General features: G+C 72.3%; 14 protein-coding genes. 12 read left to right on the top strand and 2 right to left on the bottom strand.

Translation table 11 applies throughout. From position 1 onward, the window contains the following. Positions 1-106: 106 nt before the first annotated feature. Positions 107-1,423, bottom strand: coding sequence for an MFS transporter (locus tag BU52_RS11180; protein ID WP_037932101.1), 1,317 nt, complete (start codon positions 1,421-1,423; stop codon positions 107-109). Between the two features lie 83 nt (positions 1,424-1,506). Between BU52_RS11180 and BU52_RS11175 the strand changes: the two genes are divergently transcribed. From BU52_RS11175 to BU52_RS11120, 12 genes are all read left to right on the top strand, one after another. Further along, a complete protein-coding gene (locus BU52_RS11175) occupies positions 1,507-2,469 on the top strand; it encodes a LysR family transcriptional regulator (protein WP_037932099.1) in 963 nt (320 codons plus the stop codon). Positions 2,470-2,693: 224 nt separating this feature from the next. After that, positions 2,694-4,034 carry a hypothetical protein gene (locus BU52_RS11170; RefSeq protein WP_235216308.1) on the top strand — a complete coding sequence of 447 codons (1,341 nt, stop codon included), beginning with the start codon at positions 2,694-2,696 and terminating at the stop codon, positions 4,032-4,034. Beyond that, a complete protein-coding gene (locus BU52_RS11165) occupies positions 4,034-6,235 on the top strand; it encodes a polysaccharide deacetylase family protein (protein WP_037932093.1) in 2,202 nt (733 codons plus the stop codon). The genes BU52_RS11170 and BU52_RS11165 overlap by 1 nt, the downstream gene beginning before the upstream one ends. Then, positions 6,232-7,557: an acyltransferase family protein gene (locus BU52_RS11160; RefSeq protein ID WP_037932091.1), complete on the top strand. Its 1,326-nt coding sequence runs from the start codon at positions 6,232-6,234 to the stop codon at positions 7,555-7,557. The genes BU52_RS11165 and BU52_RS11160 overlap by 4 nt, the downstream gene beginning before the upstream one ends. Positions 7,558-7,978: 421 nt before the next feature. Then, on the top strand, positions 7,979-9,337 hold the full coding sequence (locus BU52_RS11155; RefSeq protein ID WP_037932088.1) for a nitrate/nitrite transporter: 1,359 nt from the start codon (positions 7,979-7,981) through the stop codon (positions 9,335-9,337). A gap of 130 nt (positions 9,338-9,467) precedes the next feature. Beyond that, positions 9,468-10,619 (top strand): uroporphyrinogen-III synthase, encoded by a 1,152-nt coding sequence (locus BU52_RS11150; protein ID WP_037932085.1) that lies wholly within the window; start codon positions 9,468-9,470, stop codon positions 10,617-10,619. Positions 10,620-10,728: 109 nt separating this feature from the next. Then, positions 10,729-11,322, top strand: a complete 594-nt coding sequence (locus tag BU52_RS11145) for a CGNR zinc finger domain-containing protein (RefSeq protein WP_037932082.1) — start codon at positions 10,729-10,731, stop codon at positions 11,320-11,322. Positions 11,323-11,615: 293 nt separating this feature from the next. Further along, complete coding sequence (locus BU52_RS11140; RefSeq protein WP_037932079.1) at positions 11,616-12,200, top strand: sigma-70 family RNA polymerase sigma factor; 585 nt, start codon at positions 11,616-11,618, stop codon at positions 12,198-12,200. Positions 12,201-12,274: 74 nt separating this feature from the next. Continuing rightward, the gene (locus tag BU52_RS11135) at positions 12,275-13,036 is read left to right on the top strand and encodes a zf-HC2 domain-containing protein (RefSeq protein ID WP_078903199.1); all 762 of its coding nucleotides are present in this window, start codon (positions 12,275-12,277) and stop codon (positions 13,034-13,036) included. 60 nt (positions 13,037-13,096) lie between these two features. After that, entirely contained in the window at positions 13,097-15,394 is a 2,298-nt protein-coding gene (locus BU52_RS11130) for a HelD family protein (protein WP_037932073.1), read from the top strand. Positions 15,395-15,769: 375 nt separating this feature from the next. Next, complete coding sequence (locus BU52_RS11125) at positions 15,770-17,179, top strand: NAD-dependent malic enzyme (RefSeq protein ID WP_037932070.1); 1,410 nt, start codon at positions 15,770-15,772, stop codon at positions 17,177-17,179. A 394-nt stretch (positions 17,180-17,573) separates the two neighbouring features. Further along, a complete protein-coding gene (locus BU52_RS11120) occupies positions 17,574-17,855 on the top strand; it encodes an HU family DNA-binding protein (protein ID WP_004987462.1) in 282 nt (93 codons plus the stop codon). Between the two features lie 385 nt (positions 17,856-18,240). Here BU52_RS11120 and murA read toward each other — a convergent pair whose 3' ends face one another. After that, entirely contained in the window at positions 18,241-19,581 is a 1,341-nt protein-coding gene (gene murA / locus BU52_RS11115; protein ID WP_037932067.1) for a UDP-N-acetylglucosamine 1-carboxyvinyltransferase, read from the bottom strand. Positions 19,582-19,804 lie beyond the last annotated feature (223 nt).

The following is a 19,804-nucleotide window of genomic DNA, read 5'->3' as shown; positions in this document are numbered from 1 at the left end:
CCGTGGTCTTCACCCTGGGGCGTCCTCGTCCGCACGGTCCGCGGGGACGCGGAAAGCGGGTTCGCAGCGCTTCGACGGGTGAAGGCACGGGCGGGACCCGCGACCGTCAAGGGGCCGGGAGGGAATCGGGGGTGCGGTTCGGCGGCCCGGACAGGACCAGGGCGCACAGCGCGACGAGGAGGGCGGTCGCCGCCGCCGCCACGGGCACGCCGTACCCGGCCGTCGCCGAGACGTGCTCCACCGTCCAGCCGCCCGCCGCGCTGCCGCAGGCGATCCCGCCGAGCAGACCGGTCACCGCGAGCGTCATGCCCTCGTTCAGCCGGCCCTCGGGGGTGTGGCGCTGCACCAGGGTCATGGTGGTGACCATCGTCGGGGCGGTCGCCATCCCGGCGAGCAGGAGCGCACCCGCCAGGACCAGCAGGGAGCCGGTGAGCCCGGCCGCGAGCAGCGGCAGGACCATCAGCGCGGTCATCGCGGCCAGGCACCACGGCAGCAGGGACCGGGCGGACCCGGCCGGGCGCACCGCCCCGTACAGCAGCCCCGCCGCGCAGGAACCGGCCGCCTGGAGCGCGAGCACCGCTCCGGACGCCGTGCGGTGCCCCTGGGCGTCCGCGAACGCGAGGGTGACGACCTCCATCGAGCCGAACACCGCGCCCGTCGCCAGGCACACGGTCAGCAGGGGACGCATGCCCGGTGCCCGCAGCGGCGCCCGCGCGGTCGAGCGCCGCACGATGGGCGGCTCGGTCGACCGCTGGGCCGTGAACAGCAGGACACCGGTCAGCAGCAGTACGGCACCCACGAGGGTGCCCGCCTCCGGGAAGAACGTCCCGCACAGGAGGGCCGCGAGCACCGGGCCGAGCATGAAGCACAGCTCGTCCGCCGCCTGTTCGAAGGAGTTGGCGGTGTGCAGCGCCTCGGTGTCCCCCTTCAGCAGGTGGGCCCACCGGGCCCGGGACATGCCGCCGGTGTTCGGGGTGGTGGCGGTGGCCGCGTAGCAGGCGAACAGGGTCCAGTCGGGGGCGCCGTGACGCACGCAGAGCAGCAGCGCCAGCGAACCGAGGACGGCGAGCACCGTGGCCGGCACGGCGACACGGGCCTGCCCGTGCCGGTCGACCAGGCGCGCGGTCCACGGCCCGACCACCGCCGTCGCCGCCAGGCCCGTCGCGGTGACGGCGCCGGCGAGGGCGTACGAACCCCGCGTCCCGGCGATCATCACGACCGCGCTCACGCTGAACATGCCCATCGGCAGCCGGGCGATCAGGTTCCCGGCGGTGAACGCGCGGGCGCCGGGCAGCGCGAAGAGACGGCGGTACGGGCCCTGCGCGCGGCGCCCGCCGCGGGTGCGCGGGCCGAAGTCGACGGCGACCAGGGTGTCGGCGGTGACCGTGAGCAGGGGAGTGTCCCGGGAGGTCGGCTGAGGCATGGCCTCACCGTCACCCGGGGGCGCGCGCCCGGTCCAACACCTTCCCGGTGCCGATTGACGCACCCGTGTTGTAGGTTCGCGGGATGCCCGCCCCTGTCGACCCGCGCCTCCTGCGCGCCTTTGTGACCGTCGCCGAGGAGCTGCACTTCACCCGGGCCGCCGCCCGCCTCTACGTCGCCCAGCAGGCGCTCAGCCGGGACGTGCGGAGGCTGGAACGGGAGCTGAGCAGCGAGCTCTTCGTCCGGACCACCCGGCAGGTGACGCTCACCGCCGACGGTGAACGCCTGCTGCCGTACGCCCGCGCCGTGCTCCAGGCGCAGGACGACCTGCTCGCCGCGGCCGGACAGGCACGGCCGCTGCTGGTGGACCTCAACTCACCGGGCCTCGCGACCCCGCGCCGCGTGCTGCACCGGGCCCGTGAACTCGCCCCCGGGCACGAGCTGATGGCCCGCTACGAGAGCGGGCTGACCGGAGCCGCGGGCGAGCTGCTCGCGGGGCGGATCGACGCGTCGTTCGGACGGTTCGCGGGGCTCGCCCCCGCGCTGCGGGCCGGACTCGACCACCAGCCCGTGCGGTACGAGCCGATGGCGGTCGTGCTGCCCGAGGACCACCGGCTGGCGGCGCTGCCCGAGGTGCCGCTGGCCGCGCTGGCCGGCGAGACGGTGTACGCCGGCGCCGGGAATCCCCGTACGCCGGAGTGGACGGACCTCGCGCGGTCGCTGTTCGAGGGGCGGGGGATCGTGCTCGCTCCGCCCGCGCCGCTGGCCGTCGGGGACGAGGAGTTCCAGCGGATCATGGCCAGGACGCGCCATCCGGTCCTCGCCGTGATCGATTTTCCGCCACTGCCCTCGATGGTGCTGCGCCCTCTCGTGGACCCGATTCCGCTGTCACCCCTGTCCCTTGTGTGGCGTAAAGGGTTGGTTCATCATGCTCTGGATGCTTTGCGGAGGGCGGCGGCCGTGGTCGCCGCGGAGGAGGGCTGGTTGCGGCGGCCGGTCGGGGGGTGGCTGCCCGACCGGGATACTGTCGTGATGGCGGCCCGGTGATGTTTCACTCCTGATACGAATGGCCGCACCGGGAACACGGGACCTCCACGTGCGCTACATTCGGTACCCGAGCACAGTGTGATAAACGGGGCGCTCGGAGCGGGTGGGGGCCCGGTCCGCCGACGGGTGCTCGGGTCGTACGCGCGCCGAAAGGGCCCTCTGGGGGGAAGTGCGTGCGCGTGGAAAAGTGGCGACAAGACGCCCAACCGGAACGGCCTGAGGGTGTGTCGGCGTTCGGCAGGAACACCGAGGACGAGGAGCTGCGGGAGACGAGTGTCCTCCCCCTGGGCGAGACGCCCGCCGGCGCGGACGTGCGCGAGGCCGGCTCCGGTGTCGGCTCCCTGGAGGACCGCTGGGCCCGCCTCGGCGTCCTCCCCAGCGGCAACGACCGGACCCGGCTCCTGCCCGATGCCGCCCACCGGCCCGAGCCGTGGGCCGGTGACGTCGGTGGCCCCGCGGCAGCGGGCCGGGCGGTGCCGTCCGAAGGCCCGGCGGACGGTTCCTGGGACAGCGAGCGCACCACCGCCCTGCGGGTCCCCCGTCAGCCGGGCGCCCACGGCACCGGGACGGCAGGCCCCTCCTCCCGGCCGGGCGGAGCACGCCCCTCGGGCGACCTCGGAGCGGCCGGTTCCCCGCCGTCCTCCCGACGTCCGTCGCCCGACTCCGGCACAGCCGTCTTCCCGGTGGCTTCCGGGCCGTCGTCCGACCCCGGCGCGCCGACCGAGTTCCTGCGCTCCGCCTCGGTCCCCGGCACCCCGACGGCCTCCCGCACCCCCGTCCGTGACCCCTGGCAGGAGGAGACCGGCGACTCCGCCGCGGCCACCCACGACCCGCACGAGGTGACGGTCCAGCTCGACTCCGTGCAGATCGGGGAGGGACTCGAACTGCGCCGGACGCCGGGCCACGCGGTCCGCGGGCAGGAGGCCGCCGGCGGACCCGTGTTCGTCGACGAGTCCGGCCGCCGCAGCCGCCTCTACCGCCGCATCGGCCTGGCCGTCGGCCTCGCCTGCGCCGGCTACGCCGTCGTCATGGTCGCCACCCTGCTGTCCGGCAACTCCGACGCCCCCTGGATGCCCGTCCCCGGCCAGGAGGACAAGCCCGCCGGTCAGGTCGAGACCACACCCCGGCCCGAGGAGACGGACAGCACGCCCAGCGCCGGCACCAGCCTCGTCCCGGGCGACACGTCGACCACCGGCACCCCGACGCTGCCCGCGCCCGACGCCACCGCTCCGGCGACGGACGGCGGGGCCGGCACGGCGGACCGGCCGGACGCCGCCGACCCGACACCGGCGCCGACCGGCAAGAACACCACGGCACCGGCCACCGACGGTGGCACCACCACCACGCCCCCGGACGACACCGTGAGCACGGCGCCCGCCGACCCGCCGGCGTCCGAGGAACCCGACCCCGTGACGACCGCCCCCACCGGCGGCGGTGAGGCCGGCGGCACCGACGACGTCGCCGGCGCCCCCGCCGACCAGCCGGTCGTCGTCACCGACGGCTCCGCCGCCCAACCGGAGCCGTCCACCACTCCCGCCGCACCGTCCCCGGAGAACGTCCTCTGATGGCATCCCGCTCCCCGCGCCGCCGGGCCGCCCGCCCGGCACGCGGCGGCTCCCCGCGCCGCCGTGTGCCCTTGCGCCTGCTGCTCCCGGTGCTCGTCCTCGTCGCCCTGGCGGCCATGCTCATGCTGCGCGGATACGTGCACAGCGAGATCCTCGCCGACCACCGCGTCCAGAAGCCCGCCCCCACCACGAACGTCCCCAAGGAGATACTCGAGGGCGGCCCGGTCATCGACGCCCGCGCCGGGCAGGCCCAGAGCCTGAGCGTGCCCGACCGCCGCCTCGTCCTCACCTTCGACGACGGCCCGGACCCGACCTGGACGCCGAGGGTGCTCGACGTGCTGAAGAAGCACGACGCGCACGCGGTCTTCTTCGTCACCGGCACCATGGCCTCCCGCTACCCGGACCTCGTCCAGCGCATGGTCGACGAGGGCCACGAGATCGGCCTGCACACCTTCAACCACCCCGACCTCGCCCTCCAGTCCGAGAAGCGCATCGACTGGGAGCTGTCGCAGAACCAGTTGGCGATCACCGGCGCGGCCGGCATCCGCACCTCGCTCTTCCGCCCCCCGTACTCCTCCTTCTCCGCCGCCATGGACAACGAGACCTGGCCGGTCACCCAGTACATCGGCAGTCGCGGTTACCTCACCGTCGTCAACAACACCGACAGCGAGGACTGGAAGCGGCCCGGCGCCGACGAGATCATCCGCCGCGCCACGCCCGAGGGCGGCAAGGGCGCCATCGTCCTGATGCACGACTCCGGCGGCGACCGCAGCCAGACCGTCGAGGCGCTCGACCGGTTCCTGCCCGACCTGAAGGCCAAGGGCTACGAGTTCGACAACCTCACCGAGGCCCTGGACGCGCCCAGCGCGCACAGCCCGGTCACCGGCGCCGACCTCTGGAAGGGCAAGGCGTGGATCTTCCTGGTCCAGGCCTCGGAGCACATCACCGACGTCCTGGTGGTCGGTCTCGCGATCATCGGCACCCTGGTCATCGGCCGCTTCGTGCTGATGCTCCTCCTCTCCGGCGTCCACGCCCGCCGCGTCCGCCGCAGGAACTTCCGCTGGGGCCCGCCGGTCCACGAACCCGTGACGGTGCTGGTCCCGGCGTACAACGAGGCCAAGTGCATCGAGAACACCGTCAACTCCCTGATGGCCGGCGAGCACCCGATCGAGGTGCTCGTCATCGACGACGGTTCCACCGACGGCACCGCCCGCATCGTCGAGGCGATGGGCCTGCCCAATGTACGGGTGATCCGCCAGCTCAACGCGGGCAAGCCGGCCGCGCTCAACCGGGGCCTGGCCAACGCCCGTTACGACATCGTCGTGATGATGGACGGCGACACCGTCTTCGAGCCGTCCACCGTCCGCGAACTCGTCCAGCCCTTCGGCGACCCCAGGGTCGGCGCGGTGGCGGGCAACGCGAAGGTCGGCAACAAGGACAGCCTCATCGGCGCCTGGCAGCACATCGAGTACGTGATGGGCTTCAACCTGGACCGCCGGATGTACGACATCCTGGGCTGTATGCCGACCATCCCCGGCGCGGTCGGCGCCTTCCGCCGCTCCGCCCTGGAGCCCATCGGCGGCATGAGCGACGACACCCTCGCCGAGGACACCGACGTCACCATGGCGCTGCACCGCGCCGGCTGGCGCGTGGTCTACGCCGAGAACGCCCGCGCCTGGACCGAGGCCCCGGAGTCCGTCCAGCAGCTGTGGTCCCAGCGCTACCGCTGGTCGTACGGCACCATGCAGGCCATCTGGAAGCACCGCCGCGCGGTGATCGACAAGGGCCCCTCGGGTCGCTTCGGCCGCATCGGTCTGCCCTTCGTCTCCCTGTTCATGATCGTGGCCCCGCTGCTGGCTCCGCTGATCGACGTCTTCCTGCTCTACGGCATCGTCTTCGGCCCGACCGAGAAGACGATCATGGCGTGGCTGGGCGTCCTGGCCATCCAGGCGGTCTGCGCGGCGTACGCCTTCCACCTCGACCGCGAACGCATGACCCACCTGATCTCGCTGCCGCTGCAGCAGATCCTCTACCGCCAGCTCATGTACGTCGTGCTGCTCCAGTCCTGGATCACCGCGCTCACCGGCGGCCGCCTGCGCTGGCAGAAGCTGCGGCGCACCGGCGTGGTCGGAGCGCCCGTCGCCGGAGCGGTGCCGGTCCGGAGCGACCGGCACAGCGATGATCGGAGGCCCGTGGCATGACCCACGGATACACGACCGGCACGGGCACGAGCCCGGAACCGGCGGGCCCGTACGGAACGCCGTACGCGGGGAACACGGGCGCGGCCCCGGACACGCCGTACACGCTCCCGCAGCAGCGCGCGACCGAGCCCGCTCCCGAGCCCGCTCCCGCCCCGGCGCCCAAGAAGCCGGGCCGCGACCGGTACCTGGACCTGCTGCGCTCCATCGCCCTGGTCCGCGTCGTGGTGTACCACCTCTTCGGCTGGGCCTGGCTGACGGTGGTGTTCCCGTCGATGGGCGTGATGTTCGCGCTGGCGGGCTCGCTGATGGCACGTTCGCTGAAGCGTCCGGCGCTGGGTGTGATCCGCGGTCGCGTCCGGCGTCTCCTGCCGCCCCTGTGGGTGTTCTCCGCGGTCGTGCTGGCGATGATGTTCGCCAACGGCTGGAACCCGTCCGAGGATCCGGACCACGGCGGCACCTGGGGCCTGATCGAGCTGTTCAACTACATCGTCCCGATCGGCGCCCCGCCCTACCCCTGGCACGTCGGCTCGAAGTCCGGCCTGCTGGAGGACACCTGGGCGGTGCAGGCCGCGGGCGTCCTGTGGTACCTGCGCGCCTACCTCTGGTTCGTCATCGCGTCGCCGCTGCTGCTGTGGCTGTTCCGCAAGGCCCCCTGGCCGACACTGCTCGCGCCGCTGGGCCTGACGGCGATCGTCGGCACGGGGTGGGTGACGATCCCCGGTGAGACGGGCAACGCGGTCACCGACTTCGCGGTCTACGGCGGCTGCTGGGTGCTGGGCTTCGCCCACCACGAGGGCCTGTTGAAGCAGATCCCCCGGTACGTCTCCGTGTCCTGCGCGTCCCTGGTGATGGCCTTCGGTCTGTGGTGGGCCTCGAACCACCTCGGCCCCGACGGCTGGGACCTCAACGACATCCCGCTGGCCCAGGCCACCTGGTCGTTCGGCTTCGTCGTGATCCTGCTCCAGTACTCCCCGTCCTGGCAGGAACTCCCGGGCCGGCTGGCGACGTGGGACAGGCTGGTGACCCTCTCCAACAACCGCGCGGTCACCATCTACCTGTGGCACAACCTGCTGATCATGGCGACCGTCCCGATCATCGACCTGGCCTACGAACTCCCGTTCATGCAGAGCGAGCGGGCCGTCGCCGCCCTCGACGGCGCGTACACCATCTGGATGTTCGCCCTCGTCTGGCCGCTCATCGGCCTGATGGTCCTCGCGGTCGGCTGGGTCGAGGACATCGCGGCGAAGCGCAGGCCGAGGCTGTGGCCGAACGGCACCAAGGGCAAGAGCCCCCGGCCGAGCGCCGGAGCGCACCGGGCCTGACGTCACGGTCGCGGCCGTGCGGAACGGGCGAGGGCCGTCGGGACCATGTTTCCGACGGCCCTCGCCCGCTCGCGTGGAGCCGCGGTTCACCCGATGGCGATGCGTGTCCTCCCGTGGCCCGACGTCCCGACGTCCCGACGTCCCGATGACCTCGGTGCCCGAGCCCGCGAGTGCCGTACGCCGCAGCCCGCGTACGGACCGCCCGGCCCCTGCGGCGCCCCGCCCAGCGGAACTTTTACGGGCAGCCCCCGCAGCGCTGGAAGCTCACGGCGCCGTAACACCTCTCACCCCGCCTCCGCCCGAGGTGAGAGCAACGTTCCCTACCGGTCACCGCCCGCCACAGCCACGAAACGCCCCCTCCCTACCTTCGGGATCAGCCCCTCGCGGTACCGCCCGCGCCCCGGAGAGCAGTGGAGGCCTCATGACAGCCCGCAGCGGCCGTTGGATCCAGCAGTGGGACCCGGAGGACGAGACCTTCTGGAACCGGACCGGAGAGAGGATCGCCCGGCGCAATCTGCTCTTCTCCGTGCTGTCCGAGCACATCGGCTTCTCGATCTGGACGATGTGGTCCGTGCTGGTGCTCTTCATGGGCCCGGAGTACGGGCTCACCCCGGCCGACAAGTTCCTGCTGACGTCGATGGTCACGCTGGTCGGCGCCGTGGTCCGGGTCCCGTACACCTTCGCCGTGGCGGTCTTCGGCGGGCGGAACTGGACGGTGATCAGCGCGGGGCTGCTGCTCGTGCCCACCGTCGCCGCCTTCGCCGTGATGGAACCGGGCACGTCCTTCTCCACGTTCCTGCTGGTCGGCCTGCTGGCCGGGATCGGCGGCGGCAACTTCGCCTCCTCCATGACCAACATCAACGCCTTCTTCCCGTTGCGGAAGAAGGGCTGGGCGCTCGGAATGAACGCCGGCGGCGGCAACATCGGCGTCCCCGTGATCCAGCTCGCCGCCCTCGCGATCATCGGCGCGAACGGCGGACCGCGGGTGCTGCTCGGCGTCTACGTCCCGCTGATCGTCGCCGCCGCCGTGCTCGCCGCCCTCCACATGGACAACCTCGCCTCGGTGCGGAACGACACCGGTGCCGCCCGGGACGCCGCGCGGGACGCGCACACCTGGATCATGTCCTTCCTCTACATCGGCACCTTCGGCTCGTTCATCGGTTACAGCTTCGCCTTCGGGCAGGTGCTGCAGAACCAGTTCGACCGCACGCCGCTCGAGGCCGCCTACGTCACCTTCGTCGGGCCGCTGCTCGGCTCGCTGATCCGCCCGGTGGGCGGCAGGCTCGCCGACCGGTACGGCGGGGCGAGGATCACGCTGTGGAACTTCGTCGCCATGGGCGCGGCGACCTCCGTGCTGATCGTCGCCTCCCTGCAGAAGTCGCCGGCGCTGTTCACCGTCGCCTTCGTCGTCCTGTTCGTGCTGACCGGCCTCGGCAACGGGTCGACGTACAAGATGATCCCCGGCATCTACCAGGCGAAGGCGCGGGCCCTCGGGCTCCGGGGCGAGGAGGCGGCCGCGTACGGGCGGCGGCTGTCCGGCGCGTCCATGGGGCTGATCGGCGCGGTGGGCGCGCTCGGCGGGGTCGGCATCAACCTCGCCTTCCGCCAGTCCTTCCTCTCCTCCGGCTCGGGAACCGGCGCGTTCGTCGCGTTCCTCGCCTGTTACGCGGTCTGCTTCACGGTCACCTGGGCGGTATACCTTCGCCGCTCGACGGCCCGCCCGGGCGGCACGAGCCCGGCACCGGAGGAGAAGCCGCAGCTCAGCTACGCCGATGTGTGACGGGACGTGACGTAACACTGGTGACACGAAGCCGAACCGGGCCCGTCATGGATCGTTGACAGGCTCGGCCGGCAGGGAGGTGGAGCCGCACCTCCCCGCGGTACACCGACTCGAGCCCGGGACGAATGCCATGTACGACGAAGAACAGCGACCGGAACACGGGCCACTCGCGGGTTTCACCGTGGGGGTGACCGCGGCGCGCCGTGCCGACGAGCTGGGCGCGCTGCTGGAGCGGCGCGGAGCCGCCGTGCTGCACGCCCCGGCCCTGCGGATCGTGCCGCTCGCCGACGACAGCGAACTGCTTTCCGCGACCAAGGAGATCATCGGGCGGGCCCCGGACATCGCGGTCGCCACCACCGCCATCGGCTTCCGGGGCTGGGTGGAGGCCGCAGACGGCTGGGGCCTGGGCGAGGACCTGCTGGCACGGCTGCGGGGGGTGCGGATCCTGGCGCGCGGCCCCAAGGTGAAGGGCGCGATCCGGGCCGCCGGGCTGACGGAGGAGTGGTCGCCCGCGTCGGAGTCCATGGCGGAGGTACTCGACCGGCTGATGGAGGAGGGCGTCGACGGACTGCGGATCGCCGTACAGCTGCACGGTGAACCGCTGCCCGGCTTCGTGGAGTCGCTGCGGGCCGGGGGAGCGGAGGTGGTGGGGGTGCCGGTCTACCGTTGGCTGCCGCCGGAGGACCTCGGTCCCGTGGACCGCCTCGTCGACGCGACCGTCGCGCGCGCCCTGGACGCGGTCACCTTCACCAGCGCGCCCGCCGCCGCGTCCCTGTTGTCCCGCGCGGAGGACCGGGGACTGCTCGACGACCTCCTCGCCGCGCTCGGTCACGACGTGCTGCCCGCCTGCGTCGGCCCGGTCACCGCACTGCCGCTGCAGGCCCGCGGCATCGCCACCGTGCAGCCCGAACGCTTCCGGCTCGGTCCGCTCGTCCAGTTGCTCTGCCGGGAAATGCCCGCGCGGGCGCGCGCGTTGCCCGTCGCCGGGCACCGGATGGAGATCCGCGGGCACGCGGTTCTGGTGGACGGCTTGCTCAGACCCGTCCCCCCGGCAGGGATGTCCCTGCTGCGGGCGCTGTCGCGGCGGCCCGGCTGGGTCGTCCCCCGTGCGGAGCTGCTGCGCGCCCTGCCGGGCGCGGGCCGCGACGAGCACGCGGTGGAGACCGCGATGGCCCGCCTGCGGGCCGCCCTCGGCGCCCCGAAACTGATCCAGACGGTCGTCAAGCGCGGCTACCGGCTCGCCCTGGACCCCACCTTGGAGTCCAAGTACGGGGACGACTGAGTACGGGGGGTTCCGGGGGCCGTGGCGGGCGGGCACTGTGGGAGGGGAACGGTTTCCCGGATCGCTCACCGGCCCCGCGCGCGGGGCCACCCTAGGCGGTGGCAGGAACATGGCACTGGGTACGGTCACGGCGTCCTACGAGCTGAGGTTCGACACCGGGCGGGTCTGTCTGGATCTGCTCGCGACCACCCACCCCGAGGAACGGCTCGACTCCGTGGCGGTGCTGCGCGCCTGGATCATCGGCTCCGGCCTCGTGCCCGGGGACACCCCGCTGGCGCACGCGGACACCTCCTGGCTGGTGGCCTTCCGCGAACTGCGCGGACAGCTCGCCCCGTTGCTGCGCGGCCGTACGGCGCCCGGCGTCCCCTCGTACGACCACGCGCTCGCCCGGGTGAACGAGTGCGCCCGCGCCGCGCCCCCGGCACCCCGCGCGGTGCCCGGTGAGGACGGCGCGCTGGTACGCCGGCTCGACGGGCCGCCCGGCCGGGACGCAACTCTCGCGGCGGTCGCGCGGGACGCGGTGGAGCTGCTCACCGACCCCGCCGTCCGCGCGAGCCTCAGGCAGTGCGAGGGCGACAACTGCCCGATCGTGTACGTCGACACGTCCCGGGGGCGCAGGCGGCGCTGGTGCTCGAGCGAGGTCTGCGGCAACCGGGAACGCGTGGCCCGCCACCGCCGCCGCGCGGCCCTGACCCGCGCCTGAGGTCAGGGCCCGGCTCAACCGCCGTGCCCGTGCGCGGCCTCCGGCAGCCGCCTCGGCGGGGCATCGCCGAAGTGGCGTCCGTCACACCCTTGTTCACTTCTCGCGCGGCGCGGCCGGAAGGGCCTTCCTCGCCGCCGTGTCGGAAATGTAAAGAAGTGGCGGGGGGAATGTGACCTCATGTCCCGGTCGTCGCCTCGGGCCGAAGAAAACTGTCGTCTCTTCTTGAACACCGGCCCCCCGCCGTCCGTACCGGTTGTCGAGCGACCGACTGGGGGAACCCCCGGACACCGGAGGTGGGCGTGCGCAAGGATGCGGCCGTGGCCAATGAACGTGGATCGAGGGCCCGACATCGCATGTCCTCACAGCCCTCGGAACCTGACGAGGAGCTGATGCGTGCGCTGTATCGCGAACACGCCGGGCCTCTGCTGGCCTACGTCCTGAGGCTGGTCGCCGGAGACCGGCAGCGCGCCGAGGACGTCGTGCAGGAGACGCTCATCCGTGCCTGGAAGAACGCCGGTCAGCTCAATCGGGCGACCGGTTCGGTACGCCCCTGGCTGGTGACGGTCGCCCGGCGCATCGTCATCGACGGCCACCGCAGCCGGCAGGCCCGGCCGCAGGAGGTCGATCCGTCGCCGCTGGAGGTCATCCCCGCGGAGGACGAGATCGACAAGGCGCTGTGGCTGATGACGCTGTCGGACGCGCTCGACGACCTGACCCCGGCCCACCGGGAGGTCCTCGTCGAGACGTACTTCAAGGGGCGTACCGTCAACGAGGCGGCACAGACACTCGGCATACCGAGCGGCACCGTCCGTTCCCGTGTGTTCTACGCCCTGCGGTCGATGAAGCTGGCTCTGGAGGAGCGGGGGGTGACGGCGTGATGAGTGTGTACGGGGGAGACCAGGGATTCGGCACGGGCGGTACGGGTATGTCTGGTGCCATGGAGGGATCACCGGTGCCGAACGAGCACGAGACCGTCGGCGCCTATGCCCTCGGCATCCTCGACGACGCCGAAGCGACCGCCTTCGAGGCGCACCTCGCGTCCTGCGAGTGGTGCGCCCAGCAGCTCGACGAACTCGCCGGAATGGAACCGATGCTGGCCGCGCTCGCGGATCTGCCCGGCACGGGGACGCCCGCGCTGGGCGAGTCGCTGTCCGCCAAGCCCTCTCCGCGCGTGGTCGAGAAGCTGGTCGACGAGGTCGCCGAGCGCCGCGCGCGCAAGCGCCGCCGCAACTTCTACATGGTGGCCGCCGCGGGCGCGCTGATCGTCAGCGGTCCGTTCGTGGCCGTGGCGGCGAGCGGCGGGGGCGACGACGGGAGCGGCGGGAGCGGTACCAACCGGACGCTCGCGGCCAACCCCGCGAAGGACGCCTTCGACAAGAGCTCCGACAAGATCATGGCGACCGATCCCGGCACCGGGGTGACCGCGACCGTGGCCCTGGAGAAGAAGCTCTGGGGCACCGAGATCGTCACGGAGCTGAAGAACGTCAAGGGCGAGCAGAAGTGCTCGCTGATCGCCGTCGGCAAGAACGGCGAGCGCGAGACGGTGAACTCCTGGTCGGTCCCCGGCGAGGGCTACGGCATGCCGGAGGCGAAGTCGGACAAGGCCAAGCAGCCGCTGTACGTCCAGGGCGGCGCCGCCTTCCAGCCGAACGAGATCGACCACTTCCAGGTCATCGACTTCGACGGCAAGATCCTCGTCGAGCTCGACGCGTAGCCTTCCGGGGTCCCCTTCGCGTACGGTTGACGGCTGCCCAGCACGTCAGAAGGGGGCCCGGTGGCCGCTCAGGCTCAGCAGGAATCCGCGGTCGAACCGGTTCACGACTCCGTTCGGGACCGGGAGATCCGCGTCGAACAGGAACACCTGGACCGGGTGTACCGGCGCCTAGAGGAGAAGATCCACGAGGCGGAGTTCCTCATGCGCGACGCCGCCCGGCGCGGCCACGTCGGCACGCCCGGCGCCCTCGCCGAGCGGGACGCCCAGGTCTTCCGGGCCGGCATCCACCTCAACCGGCTGAACAACGAGTACGAGGACTTCCTCTTCGGCAGGATCGACCTGCTGCTCGGCAAAGACGGCAAGAAGGGCCCCGACGGCGCGTACACCGCCGTCGAGCCCGCCGAGGGGGCCATCCGGCCCGACAGCACGGCCGACATCGCCGAGACCCTGCACATCGGCCGGATCGGCGTCCTCGACGAGGAGTACGCCCCGCTGGTCATCGACTGGCGGGCCCCCGCGGCCGCTCCCTTCTACCGCTCCACCCCGGTCGACCCCGGCCGGGTCGTGCGGCGCCGCGTGATCCGCTCCAAGGGCCGCCGTGTGCAGAGCGTCGAGGACGACCTGATGCGCCCCGAGCTGAGGGCGTCCCTGGACGGGCGCGAGCTGCCGGTGATCGGCGACGGGGCCCTGATGGCCGCGCTCGGCCAGGCCCGTACCCACACCATGCGGGACATCGTCGCGTCCATCCAGGCCGAGCAGGACCTGGTGATCCGGGCCCCCGCGGCCTCCGTGACCTACGTCGAGGGCGGCCCCGGAACCGGCAAGACCGCCGTCGCCCTGCACCGCGCGGCCTACCTCCTCTACCAGGACCGGCGCCGGTACGCGGGCGGCATCCTGATCGTCTCGCCCACCCCGCTCCTCGTCGCCTACACCGAGGGCGTGCTGCCCTCCCTCGGTGAGGAGGGCCAGGTCGCCATCCGCGCCATCGGCTCCCTGGTCGACGGCGCCGAGGCCACGCTGTACGACTCCCCACCGGTGGCCCGGGTCAAGGGCTCGTACCGCATGCTCAAGGTGCTGCGGAAGGCCGCACGCGGAGCACTGGAGCGACACGACGCACCGCGGCGGCTGCGCGTCGTCGCCTTCGGCCGGCGCCTGGAACTGGACGCGGAGGAGCTGGCGGACATCCGCCGCACGGCCCTCGGCGGCACCGCCCCGGTCAACCTCCTGCGTCCCCGCGCCCGCAAGCTGCTCCTCGACGCCCTGTGGGAGCGCTCCGGTGCCGCGGCCCGGCACACCGACCCGGAGCTGGCCGCCGAGCTGCGTTCCTCCTTCGACGAGGACGTCACCTCCGAGGACGACTTCACCGCCTTCCTCGACGCCTGGTGGCCGGAGCTGACCCCGGCCGCCGTGCTGGACGCCATGGCCGACGAGAAGCGACTGGGCCGCTGGGCCCGCCGCGTCCTCAATCCGGGCGAGGTCCGCAGGGTCGCCCGCTCGCTGAAGCGGGACGGCCACTCCGTGCACGACATCGCGGTGCTCGACGAGCTGCAGGCCGTCCTCGGTGCTCCGGCCCGTCCCCGCAAGAAGCGCGAGATCGACCCGCTGGACCAGCTCACCGGCCTGGAGGAGCTGATGCCGGTACGCGAGGAGACCCAGCGGGAGCGGGCCGAGCGGCTCGCCCAGGAGCGCGTCGAGTACGCGCACGTCATCGTCGACGAGGCGCAGGACCTCACGCCGATGCAGTGGCGCATGGTCGGCCGCCGCGGCCGGCACGCGACCTGGACGGTCGTCGGTGACCCGGCCCAGTCGTCCTGGTCCGACCCCGACGAGGCCGCCCGGGCCCGCGACGAGGCCCTCGGCACCCGCCCGCGCCGCCGCTTCGAGCTCACGGTGAACTACCGCAACCCCGCGGAGATCGCCGGACTGGCGTCGAGGGTGCTCGCCCTGGCCATGCCCGGCTCCGAGGCGCCGAGGGCGGTGCGCTCCACCGGCGTCGAGCCGCGCTTCGCCGTCGCGGGGGGCCCGCTGGGCGAGACCGTGCGCGCGGAGGCGGCCCGGCTGCTGGAGCGCGTGGACGGCACCGTCGGCGTGGTCGTCGCCATGCAGCGCCGCGAGGAGGCCCGGCGCTGGCTCGACGGGCTGGGCGACCAGGTGGTGGCGCTCGGCAGCCTGGAGGCCAAGGGCCTGGAGTACGACGCGACGGTCGTCGTCTCCCCGGCGGAGATCGCCGACGAGTCCCCCGCCGGTCTGCGAGTCCTGTACGTCGCCCTGACCCGGGCCACCCAGCAGCTGACGGTGGTCTCGGCGGACCGCGACGAACCGGACGCGGACGGGGTGCCCGATCTGCTGAGGGACTGAAGCCGGGAAAGCGCCTGTGCCACGGGAATGGCCATCCGGCATCCGTTTGTTAGCCTGGGTGTGGCACCGGCCCGATCCAAGCCCCCGGGCCCAACCTTCGTCGCTACGAGCGACCACTTGCCGCGAGGCGAGCATGGCGGGTCGGTGTCATCAGCGTGCGAGAGGCCCACGTCACCCCGCAGTGACGTGGGCCTCTTTCGTCGTCCGACCACCTCTCAGGTCATCAACTCTCGTATGGTGAAAACTGTTTTCCGGATACGCCACATGCCGGTGAACAAAACGTCCGCAATCCAAGGCGGCTACCACGTACTCAGGGGTAGGTGCGACGATCGGACGGCACGATTCGCGACACGGTGAAAGCAGAGGAAGTCCGCCATGGCAACGGCGCCCAGCGTCTCCTACTCGATGACCATCCGGCTGGAGGTGCCCGCAGGCGGAACCGCGGTCTCCCAGCTCACCGGGGCCGTCGAGTCCCACGGAGGCTCGGTGACCGGCCTCGACGTCACGGCGTCCGGCCACGAGCGGCTCCGCATCGACGTCACCATCGCGGCCACCTCCACCGCCCACGCCGACGAGATCGTCGAGCAGCTGCGCGGCATCGAGGGCGTCACCCTGGGCAAGGTCTCCGACCGTACCTTCCTGATGCACCTGGGCGGCAAGATCGAGATGGCGTCGAAGCACCCCATCCGCAACCGTGACGACCTCTCCATGGTCTACACGCCGGGTGTGGCCCGCGTCTGCATGGCGATCGCCGAGAACCCCGAGGACGCCCGCCGCCTCACCATCAAGCGCAACTCCGTTGCGGTCGTGACCGACGGCTCCGCCGTGCTGGGCCTGGGCAACATCGGCCCCAAGGCCGCTCTGCCGGTCATGGAGGGCAAGGCCGCCCTGTTCAAGCGCTTCGCCGGCATCGACGCCTGGCCGCTCTGCCTCGACACCCAGGACACCGACGCGATCGTCGAGATCGTCAAGGCGATCGCCCCGGGCTTCGCCGGCATCAACCTGGAGGACATCTCCGCGCCGCGCTGCTTCGAGATCGAGGCCCGGCTGCGCGAGGCCCTCGACATCCCCGTCTTCCACGACGACCAGCACGGCACCGCGATCGTCGTGCTGGCCGCGCTGACCAACGCGCTGCGGGTCACCGGCAAGTCGATCGACACCATCCGCGTCGTGATGTCCGGTGCCGGCGCCGCCGGTACGGCCATCCTGAAGCTGCTGATCGCCGCGGGCGTGAAGAACGCCGTGGTGGCCGACATCCACGGAGTGGTCCACGCGGGCCGTGAGGACCTGGTGGACGCCACCCCCGGTTCCGCCCTGTGCTGGATCGCCGACAACACCAACCCCGAGAACCTCACCGGCACCCTGAAGGAGGCCGTGCGCGGCGCGGACGTCTTCATCGGCGTCTCCGCCCCGAACGTGCTCGACGGCGAGGACGTCGCCGCGATGGCCGAGGGAGCGATCGTGTTCGCGCTCGCGAACCCCGACCCCGAGGTCGAACCGGCAATCGCCCGCCAGACGGCGGCCGTCGTGGCCACCGGCCGCTCCGACTTCCCCAACCAGATCAACAACGTGCTGGTGTTCCCGGGTGTCTTCCGCGGTCTGCTGGACGCCCAGTCCCGCACCGTCAACACCGAGATGATGCTGGCCGCCGCGAAGGCGCTGGCCGACGTGGTGACCGAGGACGAGCTCAACCCGAACTACATCATCCCCAGCGTGTTCAACGACAAGGTCGCGGGCGCGGTGGCCGGCGCGGTGCGCGAGGCGGCGAAGGCCGCGGGGGCGTAGACACCGGCGGTACGGGGGCTGTGAGGATCGCCACGGCCGGGTTTGAATCGGCGCGTCGTGGAACCCGTAGGTCCGGGCGGCCCTCTAGGGTGGCGGCCAGACCCGGGCTCCGGCCCCTGCTGTCCGCTGCCGGAAGCGGACGGAGTGTCACCGCATCTCGGCCGTGGCGCTCGTCATGTGACTCCCTCGGGTGTTCTCACGACGTCCCGGGGGTGCCGGATTGGCTTTACCGCCGCAGGTAGAGGCAGGATGCGTCCCTGGGCGCGAGGGTCTGACGACGGACCCGGGTCCGGGGACTCACCGAGGAACCTGGCAGCATCGGCTTCGCCGTGCCCGACATGCGGCTCCGCCGCGTGGCACGCCTCAACGGCAAGAAGAACACGGGAGTAAGAACATGAACCGCAGTGAGCTGGTGGCCGCGCTGGCCGACCGCGCCGAGGTGACCCGCAAGGACGCCGACGCCGTGCTGGCCGCGTTCGCCGAGGTTGTCGGCGACATCGTCTCCAAGGGCGACGAGAAGGTCACCGTCCCCGGCTTCCTGACCTTCGAGCGCACCCACCGGGCCGCTCGGACCGCACGCAACCCGCAGACCGGTGAGCCGATCCAGATCCCGGCCGGCTACAGCGTGAAGGTCTCCGCGGGCTCGAAGCTGAAGGAAGCGGCGAAGGGCAAGTAAGGACGCGCAAGCGCCGCCCGGGCTTGGCGCCGGGGGCGGCTGCGGGTCGGCCGTGGCCGGTCGCGCTCGCGCGACACGTCCGCAGTCCCGCGCCCTTCAGGGGCGCGTCCACTCACGCCGATGGGGCGGTCACCCGGATCAGGGTGACCGCCCCATCGGCGTCGCTGCGACAGGCCCCGGGGGCGACCCCCGGACCCCCGGCCGGGGCGGGGTGGCCCGGGGCGGGGTGGGGGCGGTGTGGGGGGTCGGGCGAGGGCCTTGCCGGGGAGTTCCGCCTTCGCGCCCAGCTCGACCAGCTTCTCCATGCTGTGTCGTCCCGGGGGCGACCCCCGGGCCCCCGGCCGGGGCGGGGTGGCCCGGGGCGGGGTGGGGGCGGTGTGTGGGGTCAGGCGAGGGCCTTGCCGGGGAGTTCCGCCTTCGCGCCCAGCTCCACCAGCTTCTCCATGAAGTTCTCGTAGCCGCGGTTGATCAGGCCGATGCCGTGGACGCGGGAGGGACCCTGGGCGGCGAGGGCGGCGATGAGGTACGAGAAGCCGCCGCGCAGGTCCGGGATGACCAGGTCGGCGCCCTGCAGCCGGGTCGGTCCCGAGACGACCGCCGAGTGCAGGAAGTTCCGCTGGCCGAAGCGGCAGTCGGAGCCGCCCAGGCACTCGCGGTAGAGCTGGATGTGCGCGCCCATCTGGTTCAGCGCGGAGGTGAACCCGAGGCGGGACTCGTAGACCGTCTCGTGGATGATGGACAGGCCCGTCGCCTGGGTGAGCGCGACCACCAGCGGCTGCTGCCAGTCGGTCTGGAAACCGGGGTGCACATCGGTCTCCAGCGCGATGGACTTCAACTGCCCGCCGGGGTGCCAGAAGCGGATGCCCTCGTCGTCGATCTCGAAGGCGCCGCCGACCTTCCGGTACGTGTTGAGGAACGTCATCATCGAGCGCTGCTGGGCGCCGTGGACGTAGATGTTGCCCTCGGTCGCCAGCGCGGCGGACGCCCAGGAGGCGGCCTCCAGCCGGTCGGGGAGGGCGCGGTGGGTGTAGCCGCCGAGTCTCTCCACACCGGTGATGCGGATCGTCCGGTCGGTGTCCATCGCGATGATCGCGCCCATTTTCTGCAGGACGCAGATCAGGTCCTCGATCTCCGGCTCCACCGCCGCGTTGGACAGCTCGGTGACGCCCTCCGCGAGGACCGCCGTGAGCAGCACCTGCTCGGTGGTGCCGACGGACGGGTACGGCAGCCGGATCTTGGTGCCGCGCAGCCGCTGCGGGGCCTCCAGGTACTGGCCGTCCGCCCGCTTCTCGATGGTCGCGCCGAACTGCCGCAGCACGTCGAAGTGGAAGTCGATGGGCCGGCCACCGATGTCGCAGCCGCCGAGGCCCGGGATGAACGCGTGCCCGAGCCGGTGCAGCAGCGGGCCGCAGAACAGGATCGGGATCCGCGAGGAACCGGCGTGGGCATCGATGTCAGCGACGTTGGCGCTCTCCACGTGGGTGGGATCGAGCACCAGCTCGCCCGGTTCCTCACCCGGGCGGACCGTCACGCCGTGCAACTGCAGCAGACCCCGTACGACCCGGACGTCGCGGATGTCCGGGACGTTGCGCAGGCGGCTGGGTGCGCTGCCCAGCAGCGCGGCGACCATGGCCTTCGGTACGAGGTTCTTCGCACCGCGGACACGGATCTCGCCCTCCAGCGGGGTTCCGCCGTGGACAAGCAGGACATCGTCGTTGACGGTCATGAATCTCGCGTTCCGTGGAGTGGGGCAGGGGCCGGAGAGGCAAGCGTAATCGCCCTCGGCCCTCCTTCCGTAAGCCCCGGGAGCCCCGGAAGGCGTCATGGGCCCGTCATAACACGAACGGTTTGCCGGCGGCCACGAGCGGTCACCGCGACCCCCTGCGCGCCGGGCGTGCACCGGTCGGCCCCTCCCGTCTCCCACCACCCCCCTTGAACGACGCCCTACC

This window comes from Streptomyces toyocaensis (assembly GCF_000725125.1).
In the GTDB taxonomy this organism is placed as follows: Bacteria; Actinomycetota; Actinomycetes; order Streptomycetales; family Streptomycetaceae; genus Streptomyces; species Streptomyces toyocaensis.
Note: the sequence above shows the minus strand (reverse complement) of the source record. Positions and strands in the feature narration are given on the sequence as shown.